The following is a 12,192-nucleotide window of genomic DNA, read 5'->3' as shown; positions in this document are numbered from 1 at the left end:
GTTCCGCTGCTCGCAAGCCCCCTCGTTCGTCGATTCGCCCGCAACTCGCCAGCCATGGCGACCGGTTGAGTGCCTCTGTTCGCCTGTCGCTTGCCGCGCATTTTTGTCATATTTTGACCTTGCGTCCATTCCAATCGCATTTACTCATTCAGGAGTCAGTACCATGGCACTCGTCAGGAAACCGGTGACCTCATCCCTTGCAGTTGCAGCCGAGGGCAAGAGCTCTGCTCTGGCCGCCCGTGAAGCCGAGGCGCAGCGCAAGCGCGCGCGCACGCTGGGCAAGCAGCAACAGGCTGCCGAACGCATCGCTGCTGCCACCGGGCAGTTGTCGTCGGGGATCAACGAGGCGGCGTCAGCGGCCGAAGAACTGAAGCGTGCGGCCGACCAGATCGCTACCGGCGCCGAAGAAGCCTCCGGTGCCGCGCAGGAATCGCTGGCGGCGTTCACCCAGGTCGGCACCTCGATTACGCGCCAGTTGCAGAACGCCGAACTCAGCCAGAGCAAGTCCGAGGCGACGCAGGCGCTGGTGACGAGAACGGCCGCTGACATCGGCGTGATGATCAACAACGTCGGCGCCGCCGCGCAGCGTCAGGCGACGTCGGTGGAAATGGTCGGCGAACTGGAAAAGCAGGCGGCGAGCATCGGTGACATCGTCAAGGCGGTCGCCCGCATCGCCGACCAGACCAATCTGCTGGCACTCAATGCCGCCATCGAAGCGGCGCGTGCCGGCAAGCACGGCAAGGGCTTCGCCGTCGTCGCCGATGAAGTGCGCACGCTCGCGGAAACCTCGGAAAAGAGCGCCAAGCAGATTTCCGATCTGGTCGCGCAGATCCAGCAGGAAGTGAAGCTCATCGCCGAGGGCATCGGTACCTCGGCCAAGAACATCGAACGCGAGGCCGATAACGGCAAGACGATCATCACGCAGCTCGATCAGATTCGCCTCGATGCCGTCGATATCGTCAAGGGTTTGCGCGAGATTGCCACCGGCGCCGCGCAGTCGGCAACGGCGGCACAAGAGGCGCTGAAGGGTTCGCAGGATATCGCCGCGGCCGCCGAGGAGCAGTCTGCGGCCGCCGAAGAAGCCGCCAAGACCGTTGCCGAACAGGCGCAGGCACTGGCGCAGAGCGAGGCGGCCGCGCAGAGCCTGTCGGAAATCGCCGAAGACCTGAAGAACTCGACCGACGTTGCCAAGAGTGCCGAGGAAGTGGCATCGGCCGCCGAGGAGCTGTCGTCGGCAGTGCAGGAAATCAACCGTTCGGGAACGCAGATCATGGCCGCCATCGAGCAGATCCGCAAAGGCGCCGAAGTGCAGTCGGCGGCCACCGAAGAGTCTGCCGCGGCGATCAGCCAGATCGAGAAGGGTGCCGAAGTGGCGCAGTCGCGGGCCACCGCCGGTAGCGAAAAAGTGCAGGCGATCAAGAATCTGCTGGCCCTCAACAAGGCCTCGATCGATGCGCTGAACGCCGGTATCGTCTCGTCGGCCGACGCTTCGCGTTCGAGCATCAAGCAGATCAAGGATCTCGAACTGGTCTCGCGGCGCATCGACAAGATCGTCGACGCGATCACTACCGTGTCGATCCAGACCAATATGCTTGCCGTCAATGGTTCGATCGAAGCGGCGCGCGCCGGTGAGTTCGGCAAGGGCTTCGTCGTTGTCGCCACCGACATCCGCAACCTCGCCCACGACTCGGCCGAAAACGCCGACCGCATCAAGGATCTGGTCAAGTCGGTACAGGATCAGATCGGCCTCGTCGGTCGCGACCTCGACGAAATCCTCGCCGGAGCGCTGGCCGAAGTGGAAAAAGCCAAGGCAAGTTCGGCCAATCTGCTGACGATCGAAACCGACATCGCCGAAGTGGAAAAAGCCTCGGGCGAAATCCTCGCCGCCTCGACCGAAATCGCCGCTGCCGTGGCGCAGGTGAAGAAGGGCGTCGAGCAGATTTCCGCCGCAGCGACCGAAGCCGACAAGGCAGCAACCGAAGCCGCAGCGGCAGCCAGGCAGCAGGCGCAAGGCGCCGAGGAACTGGCGGCAGCGATCGAGGAAATCGCTTCGCTGGCCGATGAGCTGCAAAGTGCCTGATCTTTCTGCGTCCTTTTCAAGGAGTTTGCCATGAGCAAAAAAAACCCGGAACAAAGGGTGACGCAGGCGGAGCGAGCGCCGCAGGTCGACGACGAATCTCTCGAAACGGGTGATTCGGAGACGCGCCAGTTCGTCACCTTTCTTGCCGGCGACGAAGTCTTTGCCGTCGATATGAGTCCGGTGCAGGAAATCATCCGTGTTCCCGATGTCGTGCGCGTGCCGCTGGCACCGGCGGCGCTCGACGGCCTCGCCAATCTGCGCGGCAAGGTGCTGCCGATCATTTCGCTGCGCCGCGTCTTCGGCTTTGACGAACGAGAACACGACGATGCGACGCGGGCGCTGGTCATCGACATCGGCCAACCGCTCGGTTTCGTCGTCGATCGCGTCGCCAGTGTGGTTGGCGTCGAAAGCTCACGCATCGAGGGCGTGGAAACGATTCGCGGCACCGTGAACAGCGACTTGCTGTCGGGCATCATCAAGGATGTCGGTGGCCACGCGATGATCATGGTCCTCGACTTCGCCAAGCTGATCGCGCAGGAGTTCACCGAGATTGCGGCGCTGGCCCGGCACAGCGGAATCGCTGCTGGTCTGTCAGCCTCCGTCGAAAGTCAGGACGAGGAAAACAGCGACGAACTGCAGCTGGTCAGTTTCGATGTCGCCGGTCAGGAGTACGCCATCGCCATCGAGGACGTGCAGGAGATCGTGCAGGTTCCCGAGCAGATCATCCATGTGCCGCACGCCGAAGAGCATGTGCTCGGCATCATGACCCTGCGCAGCCGCTTGCTGCCGCTGGTCAGCCTGCGGCGCATGTTCGCGCTGCCGGCGCAGGCGGCCGACGAGCACAGCCGGATCGTCGTCGTCGCCCTCGGTGCGTCGTCGGTCGGCGTCGTCATGGACAACGTCAACGAGGTATTGCGCGTCGCCAGGTCGGAAGTCGATGCCATGCCCGGTCTGCTCGTTCGCGAAGGCGATCTGGCCGACATTTCGGAAATCTGTCGCCTGGACGGTGGCAAGCGGCTGGTCTCGATCATTTCCGCCGCCAACCTGTTCAAGCATTCGTCGATCAAGGAGGCGGTGAAGAGCGTGGATAACATGCGTGCAGACGAGCAAACAACGACCGAGGCTGAAATTGACGACGAAGTCGCCGACGATGACGAACAGGTGGTGGTTTTCCGGCTCGACAAGGAAGAGTTCGGCGTGCCGATCGACAGCGTGCAGGAAATCGTTCGCGTTCCCGAGCAACTGACGCACGTGCCGAAGGCGCCGCCTTTCGTTGAAGGCGTCATCAACCTGCGCGGCGCCGTGCTGCCGGTGATCGACCTGCGCCGCCGCCTCGGCTTGCCGACCGTCGAGCGCAGCGACCGGCAACGCGTCATGGTCTTCCTGATCGGCGGTGTGCGCACCGGTTTCATCGTCGATTCGGTGGCCGAGGTGCTGAGGATCCAGAAGGCGGCGATCGAACCGGCGCCGTGTCTGTCGGCCGAACAGGCGAAGCTGCTGGCGCGCATGGCCAATCTCGAAAAGCAGAAGCGCATGGTGCAGCTGATCGATCCTGCGCAGCTGATCGAGGCGCCTGATCTCGATCAGCTGGCGAAGCTGGCGGCCTGAGCCGGTGGGGATTGCTTAGCATGATCAAACTGCTTGTTGTCGACGACTCGGCGCTGATGCGCCGGCAGTTGAGCACCCTGTTTCAGGCGGAAAGCGATTTCGAGGTGCGTCAGGCGCGCAATGGCCGCGAGGCTGTGGCAGAAAACCGCGACTTCCAGCCTGACGTGGTGACGCTGGACATCAACATGCCCGAAATGGACGGCATCACCGCACTGTCACTGATCATGGCCGAGCGGCCGGTGCCGGTGGTGATGGTCTCGTCGCTGACCGAGAAGGGCGCGCTGGCGACCTTCGAGGCGCTCAATCTCGGCGCCGTCGACTACATCGCCAAACCGGGCGGGACGATCTCGCTGTCGATCGGCGAAATCAAGGACGAACTGGTGAACAAGGTGCGCAGCGCGGCGCGTTCCCGGCCGAAGGTCCAGGGCCGGGCCAAGGGGCTGGCGCAGCGCTTGCGCGAGGAGCGTGAGCAGTCGGCGCCGCGCCCGGTCGCCGTACGTCGCGGCGTCGCCAGTGACGGCGTGGTCGTAATCGGCGTATCCACCGGTGGTCCGCGCACACTGGAGGAAATCCTGCCGCAACTGCCGCTCGATTTCCCGTGGCCGGTACTCGTTGCGCAGCACATGCCGGCGGCTTTTACGCGCTCCTTTGCCGAACGGCTGAACTCGATCTGTCAGCTTGAGGTGGTTGAAGTGGCCTCGCCGATGACTATCGAAAGCGGCCATGTCTATATCGCCAAGGGTGGCGCCGACATGCTGGTGGTGCAGCGCGCCGGCAAGCCGACGCTGATCGCCAAGCCGGAGAGCAAGGCGCATTTGTGGCACCCGTCGGTGGAACTGCTCGGCCGCTCGGTACTCGAGCATTACGACGCCGCGCGCGTCCTTGGCGTCATGCTTACCGGCATGGGCTATGACGGTGCCGACGCTTTTGCCGAGATCAAGAAGGGTGGCGGGCGTACGATTGCGGAGTCGGAAGAGACGGCGGTGGTCTTCGGCATGCCGGCCGAGCTGATCGAACGCGGTGGGGCCAGCGTGATATTGCCCCTGGAGAAGATCGCCAACCAGATCAACGTCTGGGCTGGCCGCTAGAGGACCACAATGGCTTTCATCAAGAAATCACCGGGCAGCGAAACGCTCGCGCACGAGGAGCGGCGATTCGCGCGCGACTGCGCCGGGCTGGCGCTCGAGCTTGAGAGCGCCGATGCCAGCGAGCGGCGCTGGGCAGCGCGTGATCTGGCCGACTGTCCCGATGCTTCGGCGCTGCTGCTCAGTCGCTTGCAGCGGGAAGATGACGCCTCGGTGCGCGAACTCATCCTGTCGACGCTGACCCGGCTGGGCGACGAGGTGGCGGTGCTCGGGCTGGTGAACTGCCTGCGCAGCGAGAACGCTGCCTTGCGCAACGAGGCCATCGAATGCATGAAGCAGTTGCCCGACGAGGTGGCGCCGATCATGCAGTGTCTGCTCGCGGATGCCGACGCCGATGTGCGCATCTTCGCCGTCAATGTGCTCGAATCCTTGTGCCATCCCGAGGTCGAGTCCTGGCTGATCCAGGTGATCGAGTCCGATGCGCAGGTCAATGTCTGCGCGACGGCGGTCGACCTGCTCGGAGAAGTCGGCTCCGCCGCCGCGCGCGACGCCTTGCTGCGACTCAAGGCGCGCTTCGCCGATGAGCCCTACATGCAGTTCGCCACCGATCTGGCCCTCAAGCGTCTCGCCGCGAACTGAGCCATTAATGGCCGATACCCCCATCAGCGAAGAAGAGTTCCAGAAGTTCCGGGAGTTCTTCTATCGCAAGACCGGCATCCAGTTCGAATCCTCGAAGCGTTACTTCGTGGACAAGCGCCTGGTCGAACGCATCGAAGCCACCGGCAACGACACCTTCCGCAGCTATTTCACGATGCTGCGCTTCCAGGCTTCCGGTGAGGAGTTGCAGCAACTGACCAACCTGATGACGGTCAATGAAACCTACTTCTTCCGCGAGGAGTACCAGTTCAAGTGTCTGGTTGACTCGATCCTGCCCGAGATCGTCGCGCGCAAGTCGAGCCGGAGCCCGATCCGCATCTGGGTGATTCCGTCGTCGTCCGGCGAGGAACCGTATTCGATCGCGCTCTACCTGCTGGAGCACTGGGCCGGCATCAACGACTGGGACATCGAGATCATTTCCTCGGACATCGATACCCGCATCCTCGCGCAGGCACGCCAGGGACTGTACTCGCAACGCGCGATCCAGCAATTGCCGGTACGCATGCTGCAGAAATACTTCTCGCGCGTCGGCGACGGCTATCAGCTGTGCGACGACATCCGCAGCGCCGTCGAATTCACCCGCGTCAATCTGTCGGAGCGCGCCGACACCCGTGCTTACCGCAACTTCGACATCGTTTTTTGTCGCAACCTGCTGATTTATTTCGACGATATTTCGCGAAAGACAGCGGCCGAGACCTTTTACGATGCCCTGAATCCCGGCGGCTTCATCCTGCTCGGCCACTCCGAGTCGATGAGTCGTATTTCCTCGCTGTACAAGGTACGCAAATTTCCCGAGGCCATTGTTTATCAGCGCTCGTTGGAGACACGATGAAACGCATCCTGATTGTTGATGATGCAGCGACCGTGCGCCTGTTCCATCGCGCCATTCTCGAGTCCGCCGGCTACGCGGTGGATGAGGCGGTGAATGGCATCGAGGCACTGGAAAAGGCGCTGCAGAGCACTTTCGATCTGTATCTGGTCGATGTGAACATGCCCAAGCTCGACGGCTATGGTTTCCTGCGCGAATTGCGCGGCAGCGAGCTGCCGCAGGCGCCGGCGATCATGATTTCGACCGAGGCCGGCGCGCGCGATGAACAACTGGCGTATGCCGCCGGCGCCAACGCCTATCTGGTCAAGCCGACGCGGCCGGAACGTCTGCTCTTGCTGGTGCGCATGCTGATCGGCGAGGTGCCGGCATGAGTCCACTGCTCGAGCAGTTTCTTTCAGAGGCACGCGATTTCCTGCAGGGTATCGGCGAGAAGCTGATGCAACTCGAGAACGCCCCCGACGATGTCGAGCTGATGACCGAGCTGTTCCGCTTCGTGCATACGCTCAAGGGCAACAGCGGCCTGTTCGACTTCCCGGAAATGACGCGCGTGCTGCACGCCGGCGAGGACCTGATGGACGCGGTGCGCAACGGCCGCGTCGCCTATTCGCAGCAACTCGCCGACCGCCTGCTCGATGCCATGGATTTTGTCGGCATGCTGTGCGACGAGATCGAGGCCGAGGGCAGCATCGGTGCCGCCTACGCTGCCGATTCGGCGCGGCTGGCCGAATCGCTGCGCCAGCTGATGGCCAGTGCCGAAAAGGCGGGCGCAGTGAGCGCGATCGAAGAAGCTGCGACGCCGCTTGTGCTTACTGCAGCAGCGGCCACTGCGCCGTTGCTGGCGCCGAAAGTCGAATTGCCGCTGGCTGAAATCCCGGAAACGGCGCGCATGGCGGCGTACCGCAGTGCGCGCGCCGGCAATCCCCTGCACTGGCTGAGCTATTCGCCGGCAGAAGAGTGCTTCTTCAATGGTGATGACCCGTTCTTCCAGGCGCGGCAAACGCCAGGCGTTGTCTGGGGCGGTATTGTCGCCCGCGCGCCCTGGCCGCCGCTCGCGGCAATGGACGCCTACCGCTGCCTGCTCGACTTCCGCCTGCTGACAACGGCGCCGCGGGCCGAGATCGACGAGTACTACCGCTACATGCCCGAGCAGATCAAGCTGCTGCCGGTGTCGCCTCTGGCGCTGGTACTGCCGCAGGGCGATCCTAACGGCGGCCCGGTTTACGAGGATCTTGTCGTCGATGCGCTGCGCAATTTGCGCGGTGGCGATGTCAGCGCAGTGGCGCGCGCCGCGCGCGCCATGCTCGAGCTGTCGAATCCGGATCTGTGGCTTTCTTCGGCACTGCGCTGGTTGCTGCTGCTGATCGAATGCGAACCTGACAATCATCCGGCGCTGGCGGCGCTGATCGAGTCGCTGCGCAGTCTGCAGCCGGTCGACTGGTACCTGCTCGAGCAGAGCGCGACGCCTGCCGTCGGCGCCGGCACTGCGGCGGGTGCGACTGAAGCGGCAGCCGGGACGGCCTCGCCGCTGGCCGCCGAGGAAGCGGCTGCGCTTGCCGCCATTGTCGCGGCGCAGCGCGCGATTCTCTCCTTGCCGCTCGGAGCGCCCTGGCAGCTTGGCCGTCTGCGCGCGGCTGGCGCCGCGCTGGCCGGCTGTCTGCGCGCGAGCGGGCGCGGCGAAGCCGTGCATGAAGTCGAAACTGCCACCGCGCAGTCGCTGGCCTGCGGCTCGGCGCAGCCCCTGAGCGACTGGCTTGCGCATCACTTTGCGCCTGCGGCCGAAAGCGCGGCGGCGGCGAATCATCCGTCAGCGTCAGCCGTGGCGACTGCAGCGGCGCGGCCCGTGGCCACGGCGAGCGGCGGCGCCAATACGGCTTCCGACGGCGACAGGGAAAGCAGCTCCGGTCGTCGTGCAGACGATGCCGAGAGCGACGTCAAGTTCGGCCGTCGCGCCGAAGACGCCGCTGCGGCGGGAGTGAAGAGCGTCAAGGTTGATCAGGCCAAGATCGACCGCCTGATGAACCTGATCGGCGAAATCGTCGTCGCCAAGAACGCCTTGCCCTACCTTGCCGGTCGCGCCGAAACGGTGTTCGGCGTGCGCGAACTCGCGCGCGAGATCAAGGCCCAGTACGCGGTGATCAACCGCATCGCCGAAGAAATGCAGGACGGCATCATGCAAATCCGCATGATGCCCGTCTCCTTCGTCTTCCAGCGCTTCCCGCGCCTGGTGCGCGACATCTCGCGCAAGCTCGGCAAGGAAGTGAACCTGGTGCTCGAAGGTGAGGACACCGAAGCCGACAAGAACATCATCGAAGCGCTCGGCGACCCGCTGGTGCACATCGTGCGCAACAGCCTCGACCACGGCTTCGAGTTGCCCGAGCTGCGCCGCGCCGCCGGCAAGCCGCCGGCGGGAACGCTGACCATCCGCGCCACGCAGGAATCCGACCGCGTCGTCATCGAGATCGTCGACGACGGCAAAGGCATCGACCCGGCGGTGATCAAGCGCAAGGCCTACGAGAAGGGGCTGATCGACGAGACTGCGCTCGAACGCATCTCCGATCAGGAAGCGGTCAATCTCGTCTTCGCCGCCGGCTTCTCGACCGCCGAAGTCGTCTCCGACCTGTCCGGCCGCGGCGTCGGCATGGATGTGGTGCGTACCGCCATCGAGAAAGTGAATGGTGCCATCTCGCTCGAGAGCCAGAAAGGCAAGGGCACCCGCCTGCGCCTGTCGCTGCCGCTGTCGATGGCCGTCACCAACGTGATGATCGTCGAATCGGACGCGCAGATCTTCGGCGTGCCGATGGATTGCGTCGTCGAAACCGTACGCGTGCCGCGTGCCGACATCCGTAGCATCAAGAAGTCGCTGACGACCGTCCTGCGCGGGCGCATCATCCCGCTCAAGTCGACCAATGCCCTGCTCGGACTCGCCGCGCCACCGCTGGCCAACGCAGAAGACGAACTCGCCGTCCTCGTCGTGCGCCTCGGCGACGAGTCGGTCGGTCTCTTGGTCGACGACTTCCGCGAAACCGTGGACATCATCCTCAAGCCGATGGCCGGCGTTCTCGCCGGCCTGCCCGCCTACTCGGGTTCGGCGCTGATGGGCGATGGTTCCGTACTGATGGTGTTGAACATCAAGGGGCTGTTCTGATGCCGATCGAATTCAGGAAGAATCAGGCGCTGTTCACCGAAGTGGTCAGCGTTGAAGACGCCGAAGGCCTGCTTGAATGGCTGCAGAAGAAGCCCGGCGCGAGGATCGACCTCTCTGCCTGCATGCATCTGCATCCGGCCAACCTGCAGGTGTTGATGGCTGCCAGCGTTGCCATCGTCGCCTGGCCGGCCGACGCCGCCTTCACCGGCTGGCTCAGATCGGCGCTGGCCGCACCCCCCTGATCCCCCGATCCTTGCAGCAGCGCATTGATATCACGCACGACGAACCTGGAAAGTGAACGAGAGAGAGAACGAATATGGCAAAGACCATCATGATTGTGGACGACTCGGCAACGATGCTGATGAGCGTCAAGGCGACTCTGGAAATGAACGGCTTCAAGGTTGAAACCGCCGCCGACGGCGAGGCGGCACTGAGCAAACTGAAGACCGGCTTCAAGCCGGACCTGATCATCACCGACATCAACATGCCGCGCATGGGCGGGCTTGAACTGATCAAGAACGTCAAGGCGTTGCCGGGTTTCCGCTTTGTACCGATCCTGACGCTGACCACCGAAAGCCAGGCCGCCAAGCGTGACGAAGGCAAGAGGCTCGGCGCTACCGGCTGGCTGGTGAAACCCGTTTCCGGCGCCGATCTGATCAAGGTGATCAAGCAAGTCGTCCCAGGAGCCTGAGCTTGAGCAAGCCCGCTTCCCCGGAGCCAAAACCGATCCGCGTCCCCGGTGCCGGCGTCGTCGTCCGTCTCGTGCTGGCGGCGTTGACGGCGATGCTTGTCAGCAGCCTCGTCGCCTGGTTCTGTTCGCCGTGGCTGCATGACACCCTGCTCGAGCCGGCCGGCGTCAGCCTGGCTGGTGACTTCACGATCACCACGCTGCTCAGCATGCTGAGCTTCGTCCCGCTGACGCTCCTCTTGTCCTGGACCTTCATCCGCAAGGAACTTGCCGTCGTCCGGCGCGCCTTGCGCGAGGGTACGGTGCGGCTGCAAGGTGACCGCGTCCGCGAGAACGCGGTGCATGGCGAACTGAACAACGTCGCGCCCTACCTCGAGATCATGAACCGGCAGCTGGAAGGCGCCATCGCCGAAACCGAAGGCGGTGTCGTCGCCGTGATCGGCGAGATCAACACCATCAATGCGCTGTCGCATGCGCAGATCGACGCGATCAAGCAATCGACGCACGACGGCGTCAAGCTGACCGAGGTTACCCGCCAGCAATCGAGCTACAACCGCGACGTCATCAAGGTGCTCGACGAGCACATGCATTCGCACCAGCACGAGCTGGCGCTCAACCTCGAACGCGTCGAGCGCCTGTCGCGCGAGGTCGGCGAACTGTCGCCGCTGGTCGGCGTCATTTCCGAAATCGCCAAGCAGACCAATCTGCTCGCGCTCAACGCCGCCATCGAAGCCGCCCGCGCCGGCGAATCGGGGCGCGGCTTTGCCGTCGTTGCCGACGAGGTCAGAAAGCTGTCGACACAGACCGCCGGCGCCGCCGCCGATATCGCGACGAAGATCAGTGCCGCGGCCAAAGGTGCCGAACAGGAACTGCTGATGGCCAAGGCAGCGATCAGCACCTACGAGACCTCGTCCGAGTTGCGTCGCATCATCGACGATCTCGGTTCGATGGACGCGCGCTTCAGCGAAGGCACGCAGGCGCTGATGGAGGTCATGGATCGCGTTGACGGCAACAACCGGCAGCTGGTCGAACGCCTTTCCGAAGCGCTCGGACAGTTGCAGTTCCAGGATGTCGTTCGCCAGCGCATCGAACAGATCCAGTGCGCGCTGCACGAACTCGACGAACACCTGCTCGGCCTGGCGCAGAACGTCAATGACCCGCTCTGGGATGGCCTGTTGCAGCAGACGCTCAAGGCGCGGCTCGACAGTCATCTCGATCGCTACGTGATGGACAGCCAGCGCGCTGCGCATGCGACGGTGACCGGCAGCGGCGCTGCCGGCGACAGCCGGCCGGCGATCGAGCTGTTCTAGCGCCCATGGCCCGCGTTCTGGTCATCACCAACCGCAAAGGCGGCACTGGCAAGACCAGTACTTCGGTCAACCTGGCTGCGGAGTTTGCCGCGCGCGGCGAGCGCGTGCTGCTGGTCGATCTCGACACGCAGGGGCACTGCGCGATCGGACTCGGGATCAGGGTCGGTAAGGGCGAGCCGACCGTCCATGACCTGTTTGCCAGCGGCCAGCCACTGCTGCCGGCGCTGCGCCAGTCGGCCTGGGAAAGGCTGCACCTGCTGCCGGCCGATCAGCTGTTCGAGCACGGTTCGGGCAGCCGCGACGAACTGCTGCTGCGCCGTGCGCTCGCCGACGCGGGGCTGCACGCGCGCTACGACCTGATCATCCTCGACACGCCGCCTTCGCTCGACATCCTGCTGCTGGCGGCGCTGCATGCCGCCGACCGGGTGCTGGTGCCGTTCCTGCCGCACTTCCTCGCCGGCGAGGGCGTACGCCAGCTGGCGCGCGTGCTCTTCCGGGTGGCCAGCGGCTCGGCCAATCCGCAGCTGCGTCTGCTCGGTTTCCTGCCGGTGATGTGCGATGCGCGCATCGGCCTGCACCGGCAGGTGACGGGCGGCGTGTCGCAGCAGTTCGGTGCCTCGCGCCTGCTCGGCTGCGTTCGTACCGACATCCGTCTGGCCGAGTCCTTTGCCGCCGGCAAGCCGTTGCGCTATTACGCACCGAAGAGTCGGGCTGCCGAGGATTATGCCGCCGTCGCCGAGACGATCGGCGGACGCTGGGGGTGATTGCTAGCGCTCAGCGATAGCGTGCC

At 64.2% G+C, this 12,192-nt stretch carries 11 protein-coding genes; all 11 read left to right on the top strand.

Annotated elements, in window-relative coordinates:
• The first annotated feature begins 163 nt into the window (after positions 1-163).
• A complete protein-coding gene (locus GGD90_RS17105; RefSeq protein WP_153116279.1) occupies positions 164-2,080 on the top strand; it encodes a methyl-accepting chemotaxis protein in 1,917 nt (638 codons plus the stop codon).
• A gap of 30 nt (positions 2,081-2,110) precedes the next feature.
• Complete coding sequence (locus tag GGD90_RS17100; RefSeq protein WP_153116278.1) at positions 2,111-3,688, top strand: chemotaxis protein CheW; 1,578 nt, start codon at positions 2,111-2,113, stop codon at positions 3,686-3,688.
• A gap of 20 nt (positions 3,689-3,708) precedes the next feature.
• Complete coding sequence (locus tag GGD90_RS17095; RefSeq protein ID WP_153116277.1) at positions 3,709-4,776, top strand: protein-glutamate methylesterase/protein-glutamine glutaminase; 1,068 nt, start codon at positions 3,709-3,711, stop codon at positions 4,774-4,776.
• 9 nt (positions 4,777-4,785) lie between these two features.
• Positions 4,786-5,412, top strand: a complete 627-nt coding sequence (locus GGD90_RS17090; RefSeq protein ID WP_153116276.1) for a HEAT repeat domain-containing protein — start codon at positions 4,786-4,788, stop codon at positions 5,410-5,412.
• Positions 5,413-5,419: 7 nt separating this feature from the next.
• Positions 5,420-6,262, top strand: a complete 843-nt coding sequence (locus GGD90_RS17085) for a CheR family methyltransferase (protein WP_153116275.1) — start codon at positions 5,420-5,422, stop codon at positions 6,260-6,262.
• Positions 6,259-6,630 carry a response regulator gene (locus tag GGD90_RS17080; RefSeq protein WP_153116274.1) on the top strand — a complete coding sequence of 124 codons (372 nt, stop codon included), beginning with the start codon at positions 6,259-6,261 and terminating at the stop codon, positions 6,628-6,630. The genes GGD90_RS17085 and GGD90_RS17080 overlap by 4 nt, the downstream gene beginning before the upstream one ends.
• Positions 6,627-9,404 (top strand): chemotaxis protein CheA, encoded by a 2,778-nt coding sequence (locus GGD90_RS17075; protein ID WP_153116273.1) that lies wholly within the window; start codon positions 6,627-6,629, stop codon positions 9,402-9,404. Before GGD90_RS17080 ends, GGD90_RS17075 begins: the two co-directional genes overlap by 4 nt.
• On the top strand, positions 9,404-9,646 hold the full coding sequence (locus tag GGD90_RS17070) for a hypothetical protein (RefSeq protein WP_153116272.1): 243 nt from the start codon (positions 9,404-9,406) through the stop codon (positions 9,644-9,646). The genes GGD90_RS17075 and GGD90_RS17070 overlap by 1 nt, the downstream gene beginning before the upstream one ends.
• Positions 9,647-9,720: 74 nt before the next feature.
• The gene (locus GGD90_RS17065) at positions 9,721-10,095 is read left to right on the top strand and encodes a response regulator (protein ID WP_153116271.1); all 375 of its coding nucleotides are present in this window, start codon (positions 9,721-9,723) and stop codon (positions 10,093-10,095) included.
• A gap of 2 nt (positions 10,096-10,097) precedes the next feature.
• Complete coding sequence (locus GGD90_RS18355; protein WP_153116270.1) at positions 10,098-11,402, top strand: methyl-accepting chemotaxis protein; 1,305 nt, start codon at positions 10,098-10,100, stop codon at positions 11,400-11,402.
• Positions 11,403-11,407: 5 nt separating this feature from the next.
• On the top strand, positions 11,408-12,166 hold the full coding sequence (locus GGD90_RS17055) for a ParA family protein (RefSeq protein WP_153116269.1): 759 nt from the start codon (positions 11,408-11,410) through the stop codon (positions 12,164-12,166).
• The last annotated feature ends 26 nt before the right edge of the window (positions 12,167-12,192 follow it).

Source organism: Rhodocyclus tenuis (assembly GCF_014197755.1).
Lineage (GTDB): Bacteria > Pseudomonadota > Gammaproteobacteria > Burkholderiales > Rhodocyclaceae > Rhodocyclus > Rhodocyclus tenuis.
Note: the sequence above shows the minus strand (reverse complement) of the source record. Positions and strands in the feature narration are given on the sequence as shown.